A 19,982-nucleotide genomic window follows, 5' to 3' on the forward strand; every position below is an offset into this window, starting at 1 on the left:
GCATGAAATCCCTGCGCACGGGGGCGCTGGCCGTCCTGACGGCCTCAGTGGTCGCCCTCTCGATGACGGGCGCCTCCGCCCACGACCCGAACACAGCAGAAGGACAGGCGGCGGCCAGAACGTTCCTGGCCGACCACCTCCCCGCGGACCGGCACGCCGTGACCGGCCAGGCCGCCGCCGGAGTGCCGTGTGTCGACGGCAAGGCCGACATCTACCCCTGCAAGAACGTCGACCTGCTCAGCGTGCTGCCGCTGTCCGCGATGGGCGGTGGCAACGGCAACGACATCTGGGGCTGGACCGACCCGTCCTCCGGCAAGGAGTACGCGATCGTCGGCCGCACCAACGGCACGGCGTTCGTCGACGTCAGCACGCCCACCGCGCCCAAGTTCCTGGGCAACCTGCCGTCCAACGGCGGCAGCAGCTCGTGGCGTGACATGAAGGTCTACAAGGACCACGCGTTCATCGTCGCCGACTTCATCACCGGCCACGGGATGCAGGTGTTCGACCTGACCCGCCTGCGGACGATCACGACGCCGCAGACGTTCACGGCCGACACCCTGTACAAGGACTTCGGCCCTGCGCACAACATCGCCATCAACGAGGAGACCGGGTACGCGTACGCGATCGGCTCCAACACGTGCAGCGGCGGCCCGCACATGGTCGACATCCGCACGCCGAAGTCGCCGAAGAACGCGGGCTGCGTCGCGCAGGACGGCTACACGCACGACAACCAGTGCGTGATCTACCGCGGCCCGGACGCGACCTACAAGGGCCGGGAGATCTGCTTCAACTCCAACGAGGACACGCTGACGATCGTCGACGTGACCGACAAGGCCAACCCGGTCCAGATCGTGCGCAAGGCCTACTCCGGCGCGCAGTACTCGCACCAGGGCTGGCTCACCGAGGACCAGCGCTACTTCCTGCTCGACGACGAGCTGGACGAGTCGCGCGGCACCGACAAGCGCACCAAGACCTACATCTGGGACCTCGCGTCGCTGGCGAACCCCGCGCACACCGGCGTCTACAACTCGCCGGCCACGGCCATCGACCACAACCAGTACATCAAGGGCAAGTACTCCTACCAGGCCAACTACCAGGCCGGACTGCGCATCCTCGACGTCAGCGACGTGGCGTCGGCGCAGCTCACGGAGGCCGGGTACTTCGACATCTACCCGGCGGCGAACGAGGCGAAGTTCAACGGGGCGTGGAGCAACTACCCGTACTTCGCGAGCGGCATCGTCCTGGTCAACGGCATCGAGCAGGGCCTGGTCGTGGTCAAGCCCAACCTCGGCGCCGTCGAACCGCCGCCCACCGGTGGCAAGTTCGAGAACACGGCCGACGTGTCCATTCCGGACGCGGGCGCCGCGATCACGTCACCGGTGACGGTGTCCGGCGTGCCCGGCAAGGCGCCGGGAGCCCTCAAGGTGAATGTCGACATCAAGCACCCGTACCGCGGTGACCTGGTGATCGACCTCGTGGCGCCGGACGGCACGGCGTTCCGGCTCAAGGGTTCGAGCAACGACTCCGGCGACAACGTCGTGGCCACCTACGAGGTGAACGCCTCCGCCGAGGACGCCGCGGGCACGTGGCAGCTCAAGGTGCAGGACCTCTACCGCTCCGACGTCGGCTACATCGACGCGTGGAGCCTTCAGTTCTGAGACGAGGCCGTGGGTGGCCGGCACCGGCCACCCACGGCTCAGGAGTGGTCATGCGCAAACTGAGCTTCGCCGACTGGTTCTTCGCCCTGCTCGCCGTCGCCGTGGTGGCGGGCGGCGGGGTCATGCTGTTCGCCCGGTCCGCTTCGCCGACGCAGCACCAGAACATGGGCCCGGTCCTGCCCGCCGCGCACAGCGACGGTCTGTCCGAAGTGGAGAGCGGCTACCGCTTCGACCGCGTCACCATGCCCGAGTCGCGGGGCACGGCGGTGCCCGTGGCGTTCCGGATCCTCGACAACGCCGGCAAACCCGTCACCAGGTTCCTGGACAACCAGACCAAGCAGATGCACTTCTTCGCCGTCCGCGAGGACATGAACGTGTTCGAGCACCTGCATCCCGTTCTGGACGGCGACACCTGGCACACCACGCTCTCGCTGTCCGACGGCGGCGCCTACCGGATGTTCGCGGAGTTCGTGCCGCTCGACACCGCTGACCCACGCCACCCGGTCGTGCTCGGCGTCCCGTTCAGCGTCCCCGGCGACACGACCCTGGCCCCGGTGCCCGCCCCGTCGGACGGCGCCACGACCACCGACGGCTACACCGTGGTGCGGGTGGACTCCCAGGCACAACCGACGCCGATGAACCCGCACGTGCTGCGCCTGTCGATCCGCGGACCCGACGGCAAGCCGGTCAGCTCCCTGGAACCGCACCTCGGCGCCAACGGACACATGACCGGCTTCCACACCATGCTGCTGTCGGCGACACACCTGCACCCGGTCGAACTGGTGGGCATCCCGCTGAACAACGGCGAACTGAGCTTCCAGGCCGTCTTCGCCGACCGGGGCGAGTACCGGCTGTTCCTGGAGTTCGCCCACGGCGGCAAGGTGCACCGGGCAGCCTTCACGGTCGACGTCGGCTGACCCGTTGCAGCGACGTCAGTTCATCGGCACGTGCCGCGCCGAACCGAGCTGTACACGTCGTTGTGCGGGAAGTACCCCCACGTTCCGGGGTCGGACTGGTAGCGCTCGCCCTGGTAGTTGGGCTCGGTGAACCAGCAGAACGAGGAGCCGCTCCTGTTCCAGCCGGACGTGATCCGGTTGTCCAGGTAACCGCCGTTGAACTGCGCCAGGTCGGGAATGCGCTGCTGGATCGCCACGTACCGGCCCCCGCCCTTCTCGTGCTCGAATCCGCACATGTGCACCGGCGGACACTCCGAGAACGCGGCGACGCCGATCTCGCCCGCCTGCGCGGTTCCCCCGGTGAGCACCGTCGCGCCGGCCAGGGCGACCGCGACCCCGGCGATCGTCTTCTTGATGCCGAACACCATTCCTGTTCCCCCTCAACGGTTTTCGCTTGCGAGAACCATGATCCGGGGGAGTGCTCACGGGGAACAGGTCACGAACCGGTCATCTGTGGCTGGTCGTCGTCACGAAGCCTGCTTTCGAGCCAGCGGCCCCAGGTCTTCCGCGTGATCCCTTGTTCGGGGTGGTCGGCGAGGTGCAGGAGGAACTGGACACGGAGCCGGACGAGGGGATCGTCCGCACCCGCGAGACTCGCCAGCCGGTCGCGGAAGTCCGCGTCGTCGACATGGCGCACCAGGAGCGCGTACATCCAGTCCTTGCACCGATAGGGGCGGTGCAGCACGTCGAGCAGCAGCTCGGCGGCCTCGCTTCCGCCGGCACTCCCTTCCGTGCCAGGCGACTGAGCACTGCTTCCTTGCCGCCCCACGGTGACCACGGGAGCGACGAACGCCATTCGTCGGGGAACCGTCCCTCCCACCGCAGGTACAGCGCCACGAACGGCCATTGGTCCAGTGTGATGGTGCCCCACGGTTCCCTGTACCAATGAGCGTCGAGGTACCAGAAGATCGTCCGATCACCGTCGGATCCGTAGGACAGACCCGAATCTCTTGCCACCAGGTCGCGGTGCCGTGCGAGCGCCCGGCCGCGGTCGACGTCGTCCCGAGCGATCAGGTCGAAGATCCAGGCGTCAGTGTCACGTATGTCGAGCTTCATCGGCAGAGGCCGCATTTCAGCGGCCGGTGGTGAGCTCGTCCGGCGGATCGCATTCCCGCACCACCCACTGGGCCCTCGCGTTGTCCCACGAGATCCGCAACCACTCGGAACCGCGCGGGGGGATCCGGACCTGCTTCAGCCGTTCCGTCATCTCAGGGGTCATCCGCGACGGCATCCGCAGCACGATCCGCGTGTCGTCGGAGAACAGGGTGACCGTGCCCGCGTCCTTGATCTCGTCCTTGGTCCGTTTGATGTCGGGCTTGGACAGCAGCTCCTTGATCTTGGCGTAGACGTCCTCACCGCTCTTGGTGACGATCGCCTGGACGAACGGCAGCAGCACCGAGCCCGCGGCCGCTCCCATCAGGGCGTCGAGGAAGCCGCGATCGGACTCGTGTTCGGTCATGCCGACCATGATGCCGGAGATCAACCTCCCACGTGCACGAACGGGGCCCACCGCGCGGCGGGGTGGGTGGCGCGGACCTTCAGGACGGCCGTGTGCAGCGCGATCGCGGGGGACGGGGTCTCGGCCAACGCGTCGTAGTAGTGGCTCGCGACCAGTTGGGCGGTGCGGTCGCCGACCCGCCAGAGCGTTCCGATGACGTGCTGGAAGCCCGCCATGTGGAAGGCGCCGGTGACGTGCAGGGACTCGTCGGTCAGTTCCGGTGGCGCCGCGCTGGTCTCGCACGCCGACAGGAACGCGATCTCCGCACCGGCCAGGCGCAGGCGGGCGATGTCGTTGACGCTCAACGGTTTCTCGAGGTGGTCCCACAGCACGAGGCGACCTTCGCCACCGATGTCGGCGCTCCTGGCGTGACACGCGAAATGCACCCAGCGGTGGCGCGGCAGGGCTTCCAGGACGGGGTGCCGCAGAGCGCGGTCCGCGGTGAGGAGGTGCGGGCTCGCGAACCGGGTCGCGACGTCGTCCGCCTCGTCCTGGGCGCCGGGAAGCTCGGGCATGCCCGGCGCCGACGGCACGGCCACGATCAGCGGGTCGTCCGGCCGGGTGATCGCGGCCGCCTTCCACACCGTGACGAGGCTGCGCAACGTCGGTGCGTAGGACGAGACGAACCTGTCCATCACGTCGCCGGCGGCGTGCAGCGGCAGCGCGGTCAACGGGCCCGTCGGCATCCACCACAGCCGTGTCGGAGCGGCATGGCCCACGTGGTCGTGCAGCGGCAGCCGGTCGACGATCACCTGCCGCAGCCAGGACAATACGGAGTCGATCTCGTCCGGCGGGCTGAGGCGGAACCGCTCCGCGCGGTCGGCGAGGTCGGCGAGGTCCAGCTCCGGCAGGGCGACCGGCACGATGGTCCGTCCGGCGATGAGCAGAGCGTCGCACCGCAACGCGCTCACGTTCACGATGACCACGATGCCGCGGTCGGCCGAGTCCACGAACTCCTCCACCGCGGGAGGCCGCAGGAACCGCGCGAAACCTGGGAGCGACCGGATGGAATCGACCAGGTCGTGCCACTCCTCGGTCAGCGCGTGCCGGCGTTCACCGCTCAGCCCGGCTACCTGGACGAACGAACTGCTCGGGGTGTCGAGCGCGGACCGCAGTTCGTCGCACCGCCGCGCGAGATCCGGGTGCTGTCCCTCGAGATCGGTCAGCTCGGTCCTGGCGTCGAGCGCGTGGCCGATCATCACGCCGCGGCCCTGTTCCAGCAGCGCCACCGCGAGCGGCGGGTCACCGGCCTGGATCGCGCAGGCCGCGGCGTCGGACGCGAGCCCGGCGAACGCGGCGAGCGCCTGCTCACGGTCGGCCTGGGTGACGTGCCTGGGTGCGGTGCGCGGCAACAGTTCCACGGCCAGCCGGAACGCGTCCAGCGCCGCCCGCCAGTCCCGCCGCGCCACCATCTCGTACGCCCACAGCCTTGCTGCCTCCACTCGCACACGAGGCGGGAAATCGGGTTCCTCGGCGACTTGCCGGTACAGCGCGAGTGCCGCGGCACGGTCACCGACGAAGGCGAGCGTGAGGGCGTGTTTCAGCACCGCGTCGGCACGGGTGGGATGCCCGTGCGGCGTCGACCGGACCGCGTCCTCGGTGGCACGGACCAGCAGTTTTCCTTTGCGGCGCAACAGGAACGGCAGGCCGGAAGCCTGATCGGCGCCGAGTCGGTGTGGCGCCCGCGCGCCGCGGTGCGACGACACCAGCGCCAGCCGCTGGCACTCCGCGAGCACGGCCGAGCGTTCCGCGCGGTTGGGATGCCCGGCCGGACTCTCCTTCAGCGCCTGGTGGACGAGGTCGGTCGCGGCCCGCAGGTCCTGGTGCCGTCCGGTCGCGCTGTGGCGGGCGAGCAGGACGAGTGCGAGGTTGGACTGGAACCGGGCTCGCAGTGCGCGCGTCCGCGCCCGTGGCACCACCGCACCGGCCAGCACCGCGGCCTCGTCGATCAGGCCGATGTCGCGAGTGGACTGGAATCGCAGCCGCAAGGCCTCCGCCAGGTTGGACTTGGCGTTGACCAGGTCGTCGCTGCCCGCGTCGGCGGCGTCGACGGCCTGGCGGAACAACGAGATCGCGCTGTCGAGCGCGGAGCTGTCACCGGAATGCAGGTGCACGGTGAGCAGACCGTCGCCGTGGTTGTTCAGGCGCGCGGAACGCCGGCGGTGGTGCGCGGGCGTCACCTCCACCGCGCGGCGGCTCGCCTCGGCCGCCTCCACGAGGTCGTCACCGGACCCCGTCGCCCTCCACCGCACCCGCAACGCTCCCGCGAGGTTGGCCAGGTACGACGGCAGGCGTTCGGCGTCGTCGGGATGCCAGCCGATCGCTTGCCGCAGCCCGGTTACCGCCTCGTCCAGGTCGTCTCGATCACCGAGCACCTCGTAGCGCGACCACAGCGCGATGGCGAGTCCGTTCGCCACGGCCCCGTCCAGGCGAGTCGACGCCAACGCGCGGAACCCGCTGATCGCGGCCTCCAGTTCGGACCGCTGTCCCGTCCGTTCGAAAGCCCGGAAGTGGTCGGAGGCACGCTCGTAGCCGCCGTCGTCCCACAGGATCATGCGCGGCGGTGCCGGGCGCAGTCCGCTGCCGTGGCCGGGTCGCCGTGCCCCACGTGGCACTCGGCCATCCACGCGCCGACACCGATGATCAGTGGCATCTCGCCGAAGGGAGTGCTCATGGACGGCGACCGGCCGATCGCGGGACAGGGCAGCATTCCCTGGTCCAGCACCGACAGGTACTCGCGGCGGACCCGTTCGACCCTCTCGTCACCGAGCGGGAGCACGTCGGCGATCTTCGAGACGGCGAGCAGGACGGCGCAGTGCGGGCAGGCGTTGCCGTCCTCGTCCGGCACGATCCGGAACGGCTTCCGCCGATCCCCGCGGGGTTCCTCCCACTTGACGATCACGGTGCCGCCCACCTGGTACATCAGGTAGAGGTGCGTCATGGCGGGGCGGATCCCTCGCGTGACCGCGTCCGCGAAGCCGCGCACGGTGACCTTCCGCGTTCCCCGTCCGAACATCGGCCCACCCCTCTCGACGCCGGTCGATCACACTACGTGAACACCCGGATCGTGTGGGACGAAACAGCCCAGTCCGTGCCTACTATCCGGGTGAACGGCCGATCTCCCGGAGGAGGAACCTTGACGCGCCACACGTTCACCACGCCGATCGAGCTCGCCGGCAAGACCGCGACCGGGCTCCGCGTCCCCGCGGACGTGGTCGACGCACTCGGGCAGGGCAAGAAACCCAGGGTGGCGGTGACCATCGGCGTCCACACCTACCGCAGCACGGTGGCGGTGTACGGCGGCGACTTCATGCTGCCGTTGAGTGCCGCCAACCGGGAGGCCGCGGGCGTCGCCGCCGGGGACACCGTCGAGGTGACGCTCGAACCGGATCTGGCGGAACGCACCGTCGAGGTGCCCGACGACCTCGCGGCGGCACTCGATCAGCACCCTGCGGTCCGGGCCGCGTTCACCGCACTGTCCTACAGCAACCAGCGGCAGCGGGCCGAGGCCGTGGCGGCGGCGAAACAACCCGAGACCCGCGCGCGCCGGATCGAGAAGATCATCGCCGAACTGTCCTAGAAGGCGTCCTCGGTGAAGTCGCTCGGCGCGTCGTCGTCGAAGTCGCCGCGCGACGGCCGGGCGCGCTGCTGACCCGCCACGATGATCTCGTCGAGGTTCTGGCCCTCCTTGATCCCCGTGTACGCGCGCTTCAGCGACGGCATGCTGGTCTGCATCGCACGTCGCACGTCGGGATCGTGGACGGCCCTGCCGGACGCGATGTCCCGCCAGGACATCTGGCCCGCGTCGACCTTGCGCTGCAGGTCCTTCAGCGCGTTCGGCGCGTCCTTCGACCGGGCGAACTTCTCGATCGCGGCGATGTCCGCGGGGGACAGGTCGGCGCCGCGGGTCTGCACCCTGGACGCTTCCAGGGCGACCTTCTCCAGCTGCGCGCCCCTGGCGTCGAGATCCTTCTGCCACGCCTGCAACTGCTGACGAGCGCTGTCGTACGGGAACGTCATTCCGCACCGCCCGAACTCGAGGAACTGGGCTCCGCCCAACGCTCTTCCTTCAGCGCGTCGGTGTACTTGCCGCGCGCCTTGTACCCGTTCTTGGCCATGCCCCACGCGCCGCTGCCCACGGCGGCCGTGCCGTCGCCGAACTTCTCCGTGCCGTCCTGCCACGTGTCGACCACGTCGAAGAAGTCGTTGACGTCGCGCACGTCGGGGATCTTGGCCAGCGCGGTGCCCCACAGCTTGATGCCGTTGATCATGCCCTTGACGCCCTCGATGAGCGTCTGCATGGACTGGATGAGCTTGCGCACCTGGTCGACGATGTTGACCACGTCGTAGACCATCCACACGGCACGACCCCAGCCGACGATCGGGATCCACGCGGTCATCGCGGCCTTCATCAGCTTGTCGCAGATCTTGTCGAGCAGCGTCAGCGCGAGCTTCGCGGCCGACCGGCAGGAGCTCGCCATGTTCTTGAACCGGTCGCCGATGAACTTCGCGACCTGCGAGTCCCACTCGATCGCCGTGGTCCACGTGCGACGCACGCGGTTCTCGAAGCTCTGCGCTGCGCCGCCGTCCCAGCTCGGCGAGAGCTCCTCGATGCCGTTGTTCACGTTGTGCCGCACGTTGTCCAGCGCCTTGGCGACCCGGTCCCACGCGGCGGCGTTCGCGTCGATCTTCTCGAAGTCGCCCGCCAGCGGCATGACCAGGTCGCGCACCAGGTCGTCGCCGGTGACCTGCTGGTAGATCCAGTTGACGCCCTGGATCTTCCACCCCGCGGCCTCGATCAGCTCCTTGACGGTCTGCCGGCCCGGCCGGTCGTCGGGAGCGGCGCGCAGTGCGACGTTCGGATCCTCGATGTCCTGATACCCGTTGCACACCGCGCCGGTCATTCGCCCACCCCCAGGTACCGCGCCAGCCAGGACGGCGGCTCCGACCTACTACCCGCACTGTCGATCAGGCAGACCCCGATCTCGTCCGCCTTCTCGTAGGCGCGGGCCGACTTGACCAGCGACTCGGCGTCCTGGGTCATCTTCTGGTTGGCGGCTTCGAGAGTCTCGCCGTAGAGCTGCGCGACCCCGACCACGACGGGATCGAGCAGCGACAGCAGCCCGGTGAACCCGGACGTGTCCCCACCCTTGGAGATCGCGTGCTCCCGGATCGTCAGGAAGTGCTCGGCCTGACGTTCGAGGAGCCCGCTGTAGCCGCGCAGCTCATCCGGCACGACGTGGAACTTCTCACCCATGGCGGTCATGATGCATGCCGCAATGTGCGGTTCCGTCGCGTTTGGCGAAAAAACCCCATTCACGACATGAATGACCGCGAGTCCGCAGGGAGCACGTCCGCCAGTTCACGAAGCAGCGGCAGCGGAACCTTGGAGTACTCCGGAAAACGGTGGTACGGCTTGATCATCGGGTGGAAGCGCGGCGGCAGCCCGCCGGACCTGGCCAGCGCCGCCAGTGCCGTGCCGATGCGCTGGGCGGGGACGCCGAACGCCAGGTCGTAACCGTCCACTTCGGACACTCTTGGCAACCACTCGTCGAGGAACGCCTCCGCCTGGTGGCGATGGCCGGCGAGTGCGTCGGCGAAGATCGAGCACAGCGTGAGTGTCACGGCGTTCTCGCGGTCGTCGCCGTGGAGGTGGCGAACGGTCAGACTGATCGACTCCTCCACGCCGTCCGGCCGCCGGGCGGCGAACACCTCGCCGAGCGCGGCCCACGCGTCCACCTCGGCCAGGGCGGCGAGCGCGGACTCCCTGTCGTTCTGGGCGAGCAGACCGTCTTCCAGCACGAACCACAGCAGACCCCGGGACGTGCGCCGGCTCAGTTCGCCGCCCGCGGTGCCGAGCAACCGGTGTGCCGCCGCCTCCGTCGCGGGGACGTCGACGCACAGGTAGTCCGAGTCCACTCCGGTGATCGCCTCCGGCGCGTCCCGCAGCGCGGTCTCCAGGGTCGTGCGCTGGGCCGCCGTCAGTTCCTCCGGCGACAACGGGCGGTAGACCGCGCCGCTGGGACGGAACTGCCGCGCCATCCGCTCCAGCAACCGGGTGTGCAGGTTCGGCCTGTTGTCTCCGGACGCCGCCAGCAGCCCGTCGTCGTCAGTGCCGAAGGTCCACGCCGAGGCGGCCAGTTCGGCGAGGTCTCCCGCCCACACGTCCCGCACCGGATACTCGCCCTGCGCGAGGTGGTGGAGCAGCGCCAGCGAATCGTCGTCGGCGAATCCGGAGTGGACCAGGCACACCGCGGCGGCGCCCCGCACGTACAGCGACGGGCTGGTGGCCATCAGATCCCGTGCCGCGGCAACGTGTTCTGTCCTCGCATCGGTGCTTTTCGCGCCGCCAGGGGTGACGCCGTTGTCCCGCGCGGCGAGGAAACCGTGGGCCAGGCACAAACCCGCGGTCGCGTCCGGTGTGAGCGCGGGCAGTTCCTTCGGTTCCCTGCCCAGCAACACCAGCAGCCGCAACGCCTCGTCGTTGCCGGTGCGGTTCCACATCGCCTCGACGTCGGCGGCGAACTCCGCGACCACATCCGCGTACTCGGTGGTGGCCTTGGCGACGTCGTCGGGCCGCGTCACGAAATGCGTCTCGCCGACGGCGATCCGGGCCAGGAACACCAGCGCCATCGCGTTGTCCCGGCGGACCAGTTCGGCGAGGAACGGGATCGCGGCCTTGGACGCCGAGTAGACCGAACCCTGGTGCGTGGTGGCCGAATACAGGCCGTACACACCGAAACTCCGGTCGCCGTCGTCGTCGCTCGTGAGCGCCTCGATGAACAACGGCGTCTCGTCGGCCGAGCCGTACGCGTCGTCGAGGGCAGCCCAATCCACGTCGTGCAGTCCGGCGGGTGGTGTCGTGCCGCCGCGCAACGGCGGCCGTTCCACGTCGCTCTCGTCCTGGTACTCGTCGTCGAACTCCGGCGGCTCGAAGGCGGGCAGGTCATCAGCGTCGAACACGTTTCATCCCACCAGGTCGAGGAAAGTGGCGTGGAGGCTAGCAGGGCTCGTCACTCACTGAACAGCGACGTTCGCCAGGCATCGAAGCAACCTGAACGCTTTGGGCGCGCGTTGGCAAAGAGGGGTTGCGTCGGTACTGGCGGTCGGAACCGGCGCCGGACCTGACCTCGTGGAGGAAATGGATCTGATGAGGAATCTGCGTGAAGTGCCGTCTCCGGGGCCGGAGGCCTACGACCGTGCGCGCACGGCGTTGCACTCGGCGATGACGGCGGCAGCCGTCGCCACGGCCGTGGTGATGGGCACGACGGGCGGCACCGTCCCGGCCGATCCGCCCGACGCGGCCCCGCTGGCGGCGGTCGAGCCACCGTCGGTGAAACTGGCCGGCAAGGTCAAGGCCGCCCCGCAGCCCGGTGACTCGTCGCTGGTCATCACCCAGAAGATCGCGCCGGACGGCTCGCTGTACATCATCTACACCGTCTACACCGACAAGGGACAGGTCTTCCACGGAGACTCGGTGCAGGGCCTGGCGGCCGCGGCCGCCAGAGGCGAAGACGCGGCCCACCCGTACGACGCGAAGGTGACGGCGGCGGCCCGTCAGGCCGCGAACGGCGACGTGGAGAAGGCCAGGGTCGCGATGATCACCGCGTCCGGCAACGCCCTGGGCATCGGCCTGAGCCCCGTCGAGGCGGACAAGGCCTGGGCGGACGCCCAGGCGGAGGTCGCGAAGATGTTCCGCAAGGCCGGCAAGGAGGTCCCCGCCCCCAAACCGCGTCCGACGGGCAAGGACCTGGAGAACCGCATCGGCAACCACCTGTGGAGCAACGCCACGTACGCGCTGTTCGTCGGCGCCGCCAACGCCGAGGTCCGCGCGGGTGTGCTGAAGCTGCTCGCGGCCATGAAGGAAGTGACCGTCGGCGAGACCGACGTCAACGGCCGGCGCGCGCTGACCCTCACCGGAAACGCCGCCATTCAGGGTGGCGGCGGTGCACAGGTGATCACCGTCAACGCCGACAACGGACTGCCGATCAGTTCCGAGGTCGTCCCGGCCAAGGACTCGGCGGACCCGTCGAAGCCCTCGATGGTGAACTACAAGTCGTCCCGTGTGCACCTCGCCGACGTGGTGGCGGGCAAGATCTGATCGACCTGTCCGTGCGTTCAGGCGAAGCGGTCGGTGGCGGCGACGATCGCCGCGCCCATGCTGCCGCCGCCGTGACCGGTGTCGTCGAGGACCACGAGTTCGCTTCCTGGCCAGGCCCGGTGCAGCGCCCAGGCCGTGCCGAGCGGACCGCTGACGTCGTAACGCCCGTGGATCAGCACGGCGGGAATTCCGTGGAGCCGTTCGATGCCACGCAACAGCTGCCTCTCCTCCAGAAAGCAGCCGTGGGACCAGAAATGGGTCACGAGACGGGCGAAAGCCAGCTGAAAGGCCGGATCGGCGACCGACAGCGAAGGGGCCGCGTCGGGGGCCAGCGACATGTGCGTGTCCTCCCACAGGCACCACTCGTGTGCGGCCGTGGCGCGGACCTCGGGGTCGGGATCGTGGAGCAGCCGGCTGTAGGCGGCCGCCAGGTCGCCGTCGCGTTCGGCGGGGGGCACGCCGTCGCGGAACCGTTCCCACTCGCGCGGGAAGACGCGGCCCATGTCACGGGTGATCCAGTCGGTGTCGCGGCGGTCGCCGTCGGTCACGGCCGCGAGCACCAGTTCGGTCACCCGTTCCGGATGCGCCTGCGCGTAGGCGAGAGCGAGAGTGACTCCCCACGAGCCACCCTCCACCAGCCAGCGCTCGATTCCCAGGTGGACCCGCAGCGCCTCGATGTCGGCGACGAGGTGCTGCGTGGTGTTCGCCGACAGGTCGACGACCGGGTCCGTCGCCGAGGGGGTGCTGCGCCCGGCATTGCGCTGGTCGAACAGGACCACGCGATAGCGGTCCGGGTCGAACAGGCCCCGCGTCCTCGGAGAGCTCCCCGAACCGGGACCGCCGTGCAGCACGACGGCCGGCTTGCCGCTGGGGTTGCCCGACACCTCCCAGTACAGCGAATGACCGTCGCCGACCTGCAACATGCCCGACTCGTGCGGCTCACTCGACGGGTAACGCCCGTCGTCGGAAATACTCGCCATGCGGCCATGATCGCTCACTGCCTCGTGAGCGCACCCGCTCGTGTCAGTGGTTGTACATGGTTTCCAGCGCGGCGCGGCGGGTGGCGACGTCGTCGGGATCGTCGCCGAAGACGAGCAGGTGCAGCGTGGTCTGCTTGATCGGGTTGTCGGTGCGGCGGGTGTCGTGCCCGCCGGTGACGAGGAGCCCTCCGCGCAGCAGCGCGGGTCGTAACGCGGCGAGCAGCGCGGCGACGGAGGCGGAGGTGGTGATCTTCGTGGACTCCGACGGGCGGTCGAGGGCGTCGGGGCGGATGGTGTGCAGCGCCAGCAACGGGATGGACCCGCTGGTGATGCGGAAGTTGAGGTCGAGCATGACGAGTCTGCCGTCGTGGGTCTCGGCGCAGTCGAGGCTGCACATCCCGCGGTAACCGACGTCGGCGGCGCGCTGGGCGATCGCCAGGCACTCGATGAGCAGGTCGGCCGGCAGGGGCACGACGAGCCCGAAGCGGCCGCCGGTGTAGATGCCGTCGGAGTCGATGCGCTGGTCGGTCACGGCGAGCAGGCGGGCCTGACCGTCGGCGGCGACGTAGAGCTGGACGCCCCAGTTGCGGTGGATGCTCAGGTACTCCTCGACGACCACCTCGGTGAGGATGTCGGTGAACGCGGGCAGCGCCACCAGGTCCCCCGCCCGGTGCAGGTACACGTCGAGGCTGGCGCCGTGCGCGGCGTTAGTGGCGGCCTTGAGGACCCAGGACTTCTCGGCGGGCGCGGCCAGGGCGAGGTCCTCGGTCGCGACGATCTCACGGCGGGCCTGGAAGCGGGGAGCGACGAACGTGCTGATGCTGGCCTTGTTGTTGAGGTAGCCGACGAGTTCGGCGCTCTTCACGGACCGTTCGTCCGGGTACAGGCTCGTGGGCTGCGGGTATTCCATCGACAGGCGCAGGCCGTCGCTCAGTGCCTCGGTGACGCGGGTGGCGAACTCGGCCTCGGTGCGGAACTCGCGCGGGTCGGTGCCGACGGGCAGGCCGCCGTCGCGCAGGGCGGCGATCAGGTTGGGTTCGGTGCCGCCCGCGCTGGTGATGACGGGGGTGCCGGCGGCGACGGCGAGAGGGCGGGCGGACAGGACGTCGCGCATGATCCGGTGCCTGCTCGACGGCACCGTCGGTTCCTGGGAGGGGCGCGCGCAGACGGCGATGTCAGGGCCGTAGATGTCGGTGAGGGTGCGAGGAGCGGCCAAGGTCGGCGTGAGCGCGGAAGCGGTGATGGGAGATCTCCCTCGTGGGGTTGTTCTTGTGCCCGGTCCTGGGCGTGGAGTGGTGCGAACTGACCGGGAGCGGTGAAACGCGCCTGGATGAGGCGGCGTCCGCTCCGGGGTGAAGGCGCGCCACCGGGTCCTGGGTGGGCGGAGATGTCCACTCTCTCACGTTTCGCGAGGTTGGGGGCGATACGGCGGCGCGGTGACGACCGGCACGCTGGTGAGCGTGCCGGGCCGGTCGCTGTCGTGCCGCGAGCCAGGAGACCCGTCGATCAGGACGGCCGGGTCATCCGGCCTGTTCGCCCGACGGCGCGGGGAGTTGCGCGCCGAGCGGGACCGGGGTGCCGAAGTTCGGGGTGCCGTCGGTGTTCCAGGTGAACTTCTGCGCGCGCGTGGACCGTTCCATGCCGCAGCCGGCCGAGGCGCTCGTGTTGCCGTGGTAGACGATCCAGTCCTCGGTGCCGTCGGGGGACTTGAAGAACCCGTTGTGGCCTGGAGCGAACACACCGTGGTCGTCGTTGCGCTGGAACACCGGGCTGGGCGACTTCGTCCAGTGCGCGCGGTTGAGCGGGTCGGACCCGGTGAGGGTGAGCAGGCCGAGCTTGTAGTCGGGACCCCAGCAGGCGCTGGCCGAGTACACGATCATGGTGCGGCCGTTGCGGTACAACGGTTCTGCGCCCTCGTTGACCGGCGCGGTCTGCCGCTCCCACGCCAGGGTGGGCTGCGAGATGGTGCGCCGCGCGCCGCTGACGGTGTACGGGTTGGAGAGCGGGGTGATGGTCAGGCTCTGGGTGCCGTCCATCGCGCTGCCCATCAGGTACAGCTTCCCGTTGTGCTGCAGGATGCTCGGGTCGAGTTCCCACGTGTCGCCCAGGTCCGCCTTGAACGTGTACGGGCCCATCGGGTCGGAGCCCGCGCTCTCCAGCACGTGCAGGCGCTGGGTGGGGTTGTAGTCGGGCACGTTCTGCCCGGCCACGTAGTACAGGTACCACCGGCCGTTCAGCAGGTGGAACTCCGGCGCCCACATGGTGCAGCACCCGTTGGGCCGTCCGGCGAGGTTGAACACCACGGTGTCCGCCGCGCTCGACAGGCCCGCCAGCGTGCGGGAGCGGCGCATGGTGATCGTGGAGTTCCACGTCGTGGTGGCCAGGTGGTAGTAGCCGTTGTGGAACTGCAGCCACGGGTCGGGGCCGCCGCGCTTGATCGGGTTGGTGACGTTGCCGGCGGCGCCGATCTTCACCAGCTGCCACTGCTGGTTCGTGCCGCCGGTGTCGGGCCACTGGATCACCTGCGCGCCGTTGGCGGCGGAGAAGTCGAGGACGTCGACCGCCTTGCCGCTCGCGCGACTGACCAGCCGGACGTGCCCGTCCGGTGAGTCGGCCAGCCGGAACTGCTGACCGGAGCGGCCGGCGTCCGTCGTCTGCACGAGCCCGGCCCGGTCCGCGGTCGACGGGAAGTCCAGGACCTTGCCGCTGTGCCGGGACTTCAGCCGGTAGTAGCCGCCGCCGGAGTCGACGAACTGCCACAGCTGCCAGGCGCCGTCGTTGCGCGCGTACTGCGAGATTCTCGCACCGTCCGCAGTGGACAGTTCGTAGACGTCCAGCGCCTTGCCGCTGTTGCGGTTGACCAACGCGTACGACGCGCTGGTGTCCACGACAGCGGCGGCCGCCACCGTCGGCACGGCGACGGTGATGCCGCTCAGCAGCAGGACAGTGGCGCCGAGAACGGTGCTTCGCAAGCTGCTGATCGAGCTCAAGGTCTTCTCCTCAGCGCAGGAACGGCCAGCCCGCCGAGTCGTAGGCCAGCAGGTTGATGCCGAGCCGCGACGCGCCGGAGTCGGTGTAGTAGTGGTAGGTCAGGACGTCACCGTCGGCATCGGCGAGGACGTCCTGGTGCCCCGGCCCGTGCACACTGCCCTGACCGGCCAGGACCTCCGTGCCACCGCCGGACGTCATGGCCGTGCCGTCGCGGGCGACGTAGGGCCCGGTGACGCTGGTGGAGCGGCCGACGACCACCCGGTACGTGCTGGACGCGCCACGGCAGCAGTAGTCGAACGAGACGAAGAGGTAGTAGTACGCCCCGCGTTTGACGATGTTCGGCGCCTCGATCGGACCGCCGTTCCTGCCCGCGACCGAGCGGACGGCCGAGTCGGACCGCAGACCGGTCGACGGGGTGAGCGCGACCATCTTGATGCCGGACCAGAACGAGCCGAAACTCAGCCACCAGCGGCCCTGGTCGTCCACGACGAGATCCGGGTCGATGGCGTTGAAGTTGTCGGACGTCCGGGACTCGACGACCAGGCCGCGGTGGGTCCACGTGCCGGAGTCACCGCTCGGGCTGGTGGCGAGGAAGATCGCCGACCGGTTCGAGCCGAACGTCGAAGCCGAGTAGTACAGCCAGTACCGTCCGTCGCGATAGGACAGATCCGGCGCCCAGAGGTTGGTGCCGCCACCGGTGTACGGGGTGGTCCACGAGGCGCCGCCGGGGAACACCGAACCCGCGTTGCGGAACGCGATCCGGTCGGTGGAGGTCTTCAGCGCGATGTTGGTGCCGGTGTGCGCCACCAGGTAACTCCCGTTGGCTCGCTTGACCACGCTCGGGTCGTGCACGCTGATGTCGCCGGTGACGCGGCCCGGCAGGGGATAGGCCGACGCGTGTGGTGCCGTCGCGACCGTGGTGGTGAGGACCACCGCCACGGCCAGAGAGGCTCTGCTCAGTGTGGTTTTCCACGAGGTGCTCATGTCACTCCAGTACGAACGTCGCGTCCGACCGTCCCTGCGCGTCGCTGACGGCCTGCAGGTAGAGCAGTCCGTTGCTGACGCGGATGTGGCGGCCGGGGAAGTTCACCGACTCGAACGACACCGCCGAGGCAGACGCCAGCCCCGCGCGTTGCACGAAGCTGGCGTCGTTGCGGAACAGCGTGCTGCCGTCGCTTCGCTCGACCCACAGCTCGTTGTCGCGGTGCCGCAGGTAGTAACCCGGGAAGTTGGTCGACTCGAGCGACACCCCGCCGGAGCCGGCCAGTCCCGTGACGAGCTTGAACTGGGAGTCGGCCAACGGGGCCACGCCGGCCTCCAGACGTGCGCGGTACTCCCAGTGCCGCACGAAGCGGTCGGCGGCGGCATAGGACCTGAGCCTGACCGGGGTCGGCCCGTCGGCGACCGGAATGCCGAGATCTGGTGTGCCGTCGGCTTTGTAGTAGACCTTCTGCAGGCGGGTGCGGCGGTTCGGGTCGTTGAGCGGGTCACCGCTGATGTCGCGGTAGTTGCGGTCGTGGTAGATCATCACGTCGTTGCTGCCGTCCTCGGACACCGTGAACGAGTTGTGGCCGGGCCCGTACTGACCGGTCGCGTCGTTGCTGGTGAACACGGGACTGGCGCCCTTGGTCCACGACGCCGGATTGAGCAGGTCGGCCGACGCCGAGGCGGTCAGCAGGCCGAGGCAGTAGTTCGCGTCGGTGGCACTGGCCGAGTAGGTCAGGAACACCTTTCCGTTGCGCTGCAGGACCGCCGGACCCTCCGCCACCTTGTACCCGCGGGTCTCCCAGGCGAGCGACGGCACCGCCAGCCGGGTCACCGTGCCGGTGATCGTCCACGGGTTCGCGCCCATGCGGGCGAGGTAGACGTTGGAGTTCGTGGCGATTCCCGGTTCCTGCTGCGCCCAGGTCAGGTACCGCACGCCGTTGTGCACGAACGTTGAGGCGTCCAGCGAGAAGGTGTCCCACGGGGTCGTGATGCGGCCGCGCTCGGTCCAGGATCCGCTCAACGGGTTGGCGCTCGAGCTCTCCAGCACGTACATCCGGATGCGCCAGATGTCGTCGCTGCGGCCCGCCGCGAAGTAGACGTACCACTTCCCGTTGATGAAGTGGATCTCCGGCGCCCAGATGTGGGCGGCCATCTCGCCGCTGGAGTGCTTGCGCCAGATCACCGTCTCCTGCGCGGAGGCCAGTCCCTGGATCGTGGTCGCGCGGCGCAGCACGATCCGGTCGTACTCCGGAACGGTCGCGGTGAAGTAGTAGAAGCCGTCGGTGTGCTTGAAGACGTGCGGGTCGGCACGCCGTTCCGCGATCGGGTTGGTGTACCGCACCGCGGGTGTCGCACCCGCCTGCGGCACGGGCATTCCGGCCACGCAGGTGACGGCGGCGAGGACCAGCACGGCCAGACGGAGGAGAACCGTCTTCATCGACTGTCCTTTCAGGCCAGTGGCGCGGTGACGGTGAAGGATGCGTCACCGGCGAACGCCGAGTCGGAGGTGCGCCAGTCGACGCGCAGCACGTAGTTCTGGTGACGCAGGTACCGGCCGGGGTGGGAGTAGGACTCGAACGACGTGCTCCCGCCGCCCGCGAGACCGGCCCGGCCGCAGAAGGTGGCGTCGCGCGCGAACACCGCGTCACCGCTGTTGGTGTCCAGCCGGACGCGGAAGTCGTAGTGCCGCAGGTAGCGGTCCGGGAAGTTCACCGACCGGAACGAGTAGCAGCCCGCGTTCGCCAGACCGGCCACGACCGTGAACGTCGCGTCCTGGCGCACTGGCTGCGTGCTCGACGAGCTCACCGGATCGACGTACGCGAGGTTGTCGCGGTGCCGGACGTACCGGTCGGGGAAGTTGGCCGAGCGCAACGACCGGGCACCCGTCGCCACCGCCGTGCCGTCGCCGGAGTCCTCCCGCAGCACCGTGAAGTGCCGGGCGGTGCCGGACAACCCGGCCAGTTCGGTCTTGGCGCCGAAGCTGCTGAGATTCGTGCTGTCGGCGTAGAAGTACCGCCGCTGGCCGTACTGGTCGAAGTAGATCCGCCACCGGCCGTCGGGCAGCCGCACGAGCGCGGGCCCTTCGAGTCCGGAGCCCCAGCCCGCCCAGTTGCCCGTGCCGACGAAGGTCCACGGCCCGTTGAGCGACGTCGCGGTCGCGTGCTCGATGTACTTCGTGGTCTCGTTCTTGAGGAAGTTGTGGTACGTGCCGCCGACCTTGATCAGGAAGCTGTCGATGAAGTTCGCCGGGATGCCGAGCGCGACCGGGCTGCTCCACGCCGAGAGATCAGTGTTCGTCGCGGTGATCCGGTAGGGCCGGAACTGTCCCGCCGTTCCGGCCGTGGACGCGGAGAAGATCACGTGCACGCTGCCGTCGGAGTCCTTGAACCACTCCGGCGCCCACGTGCTGCCGGTGGCGCCGTTGAGTCCTACCCGGACGTTGCGCAGGAACGTCCAGTTGACGTAGTCCGCGCTGCGAGCGAAGCCGATGGTGTCGCCCGTCCAGTTCGTCGTGTAGACGATGTAGTAGTAGCCGTCGGTGTGCCGCAGGACGCTGGGATCTCGGATCAGTCCCGACGGCGGCGTGTAGGCGTTCGCCCTGACCTGGCTGAAGCTGGTCGCGTTCGCCGAGTCGTAGACGTACATGTTCGACTCGCTGCTGTTCGTGAACGCGGTCATCACGTAGTGCGGCACGGGTCCGGCGGCCGATGCCGCCGGACCTGGGACGAGGACACCGGCGACGAGTGCGGCGATGACGGCGAAACGCATGGACCGGCTCCTTGCACCATTGGAGGCTCCGGATAGTTAGCG

The 19,982-nt window shown here is 69.2% G+C and carries 19 protein-coding genes; 4 read left to right on the forward strand and 15 right to left on the reverse strand.

Features of this window, described 5'->3' with window-relative positions; translation table 11 throughout:
• The first annotated feature begins 2 nt into the window (after positions 1-2).
• A complete protein-coding gene (locus tag OG205_RS06250) occupies positions 3-1,658 on the forward strand; it encodes a choice-of-anchor B family protein (RefSeq protein WP_330275277.1) in 1,656 nt (551 codons plus the stop codon).
• 50 nt (positions 1,659-1,708) lie between these two features.
• Entirely contained in the window at positions 1,709-2,575 is an 867-nt protein-coding gene (locus OG205_RS06255) for a hypothetical protein (RefSeq protein WP_330275278.1), read from the forward strand.
• Positions 2,576-2,595: 20 nt separating this feature from the next.
• On the opposite strand, the gene OG205_RS06260 is transcribed toward OG205_RS06255, so the two are convergent.
• The 5 genes from OG205_RS06260 to OG205_RS06280 form a co-directional block, all read right to left on the reverse strand.
• A complete protein-coding gene (locus OG205_RS06260) occupies positions 2,596-2,982 on the reverse strand; it encodes a peptidase inhibitor family I36 protein (RefSeq protein WP_330275279.1) in 387 nt (128 codons plus the stop codon).
• Between the two features lie 68 nt (positions 2,983-3,050).
• Complete coding sequence (locus tag OG205_RS06265) at positions 3,051-3,410, reverse strand: hypothetical protein (RefSeq protein ID WP_330275280.1); 360 nt, start codon at positions 3,408-3,410, stop codon at positions 3,051-3,053.
• A gap of 276 nt (positions 3,411-3,686) precedes the next feature.
• A complete protein-coding gene (locus OG205_RS06270; RefSeq protein WP_330275281.1) occupies positions 3,687-4,073 on the reverse strand; it encodes a hypothetical protein in 387 nt (128 codons plus the stop codon).
• A 20-nt stretch (positions 4,074-4,093) separates the two neighbouring features.
• Positions 4,094-6,667, reverse strand: coding sequence for a CHAT domain-containing protein (locus tag OG205_RS06275; protein WP_330275282.1), 2,574 nt, complete (start codon positions 6,665-6,667; stop codon positions 4,094-4,096).
• On the reverse strand, positions 6,664-7,128 hold the full coding sequence (locus OG205_RS06280) for a hypothetical protein (protein WP_330275283.1): 465 nt from the start codon (positions 7,126-7,128) through the stop codon (positions 6,664-6,666). Before OG205_RS06280 ends, OG205_RS06275 begins: the two co-directional genes overlap by 4 nt.
• A 120-nt stretch (positions 7,129-7,248) precedes the next feature.
• On the opposite strand from OG205_RS06280, the gene OG205_RS06285 reads away from it, so the two are divergent.
• Positions 7,249-7,692: a YdeI/OmpD-associated family protein gene (locus OG205_RS06285; RefSeq protein WP_330275284.1), complete on the forward strand. Its 444-nt coding sequence runs from the start codon at positions 7,249-7,251 to the stop codon at positions 7,690-7,692.
• Here OG205_RS06285 and OG205_RS06290 read toward each other — a convergent pair.
• Genes OG205_RS06290 through OG205_RS06305 form a run of 4 tightly spaced genes read right to left on the reverse strand, consistent with a single transcriptional unit; the run spans position 7,689 to position 11,075 of the window.
• Positions 7,689-8,132, reverse strand: a complete 444-nt coding sequence (locus tag OG205_RS06290) for a hypothetical protein (RefSeq protein ID WP_330275285.1) — start codon at positions 8,130-8,132, stop codon at positions 7,689-7,691. The two genes, OG205_RS06285 and OG205_RS06290, sit on opposite strands and share 4 nt — an antisense overlap.
• Entirely contained in the window at positions 8,129-9,016 is an 888-nt protein-coding gene (locus OG205_RS06295; protein ID WP_330275286.1) for a WXG100 family type VII secretion target, read from the reverse strand. The genes OG205_RS06290 and OG205_RS06295 overlap by 4 nt, the downstream gene beginning before the upstream one ends.
• Positions 9,013-9,369, reverse strand: coding sequence for a hypothetical protein (locus OG205_RS06300; RefSeq protein ID WP_330275287.1), 357 nt, complete (start codon positions 9,367-9,369; stop codon positions 9,013-9,015). The genes OG205_RS06295 and OG205_RS06300 overlap by 4 nt, the downstream gene beginning before the upstream one ends.
• Positions 9,370-9,428: 59 nt before the next feature.
• The gene (locus OG205_RS06305) at positions 9,429-11,075 is read right to left on the reverse strand and encodes a hypothetical protein (RefSeq protein ID WP_330275288.1); all 1,647 of its coding nucleotides are present in this window, start codon (positions 11,073-11,075) and stop codon (positions 9,429-9,431) included.
• Between the two features lie 187 nt (positions 11,076-11,262).
• Here OG205_RS06305 and OG205_RS06310 point away from each other — a divergent pair, with 187 nt between their 5' ends.
• A complete protein-coding gene (locus tag OG205_RS06310; RefSeq protein ID WP_330275289.1) occupies positions 11,263-12,213 on the forward strand; it encodes a hypothetical protein in 951 nt (316 codons plus the stop codon).
• Positions 12,214-12,230: 17 nt separating this feature from the next.
• On the opposite strand, the gene pip is transcribed toward OG205_RS06310, so the two are convergent.
• The 6 genes from pip to OG205_RS06340 form a co-directional block, all read right to left on the reverse strand.
• Positions 12,231-13,193 carry a prolyl aminopeptidase gene (gene pip / locus OG205_RS06315; RefSeq protein ID WP_330275290.1) on the reverse strand — a complete coding sequence of 321 codons (963 nt, stop codon included), beginning with the start codon at positions 13,191-13,193 and terminating at the stop codon, positions 12,231-12,233.
• 43 nt (positions 13,194-13,236) lie between these two features.
• Entirely contained in the window at positions 13,237-14,409 is a 1,173-nt protein-coding gene (locus OG205_RS06320; RefSeq protein WP_330275291.1) for a hypothetical protein, read from the reverse strand.
• Positions 14,410-14,713: 304 nt separating this feature from the next.
• Positions 14,714-16,183 carry a family 43 glycosylhydrolase gene (locus OG205_RS06325; RefSeq protein WP_330275292.1) on the reverse strand — a complete coding sequence of 490 codons (1,470 nt, stop codon included), beginning with the start codon at positions 16,181-16,183 and terminating at the stop codon, positions 14,714-14,716.
• A 10-nt stretch (positions 16,184-16,193) separates the two neighbouring features.
• On the reverse strand, positions 16,194-17,123 hold the full coding sequence (locus OG205_RS06330) for an arabinan endo-1,5-alpha-L-arabinosidase (RefSeq protein ID WP_330275293.1): 930 nt from the start codon (positions 17,121-17,123) through the stop codon (positions 16,194-16,196).
• Positions 17,124-17,169: 46 nt separating this feature from the next.
• The gene (locus OG205_RS06335; RefSeq protein WP_330275294.1) at positions 17,170-18,609 is read right to left on the reverse strand and encodes a family 43 glycosylhydrolase; all 1,440 of its coding nucleotides are present in this window, start codon (positions 18,607-18,609) and stop codon (positions 17,170-17,172) included.
• A gap of 11 nt (positions 18,610-18,620) precedes the next feature.
• Positions 18,621-19,940 (reverse strand): glycoside hydrolase family 43 protein, encoded by a 1,320-nt coding sequence (locus OG205_RS06340; RefSeq protein ID WP_330275295.1) that lies wholly within the window; start codon positions 19,938-19,940, stop codon positions 18,621-18,623.
• Positions 19,941-19,982 lie beyond the last annotated feature (42 nt).

This window comes from Lentzea sp. NBC_00516, from assembly GCF_036346835.1.
GTDB lineage: Bacteria > Actinomycetota > Actinomycetes > Mycobacteriales > Pseudonocardiaceae > Lentzea > Lentzea sokolovensis.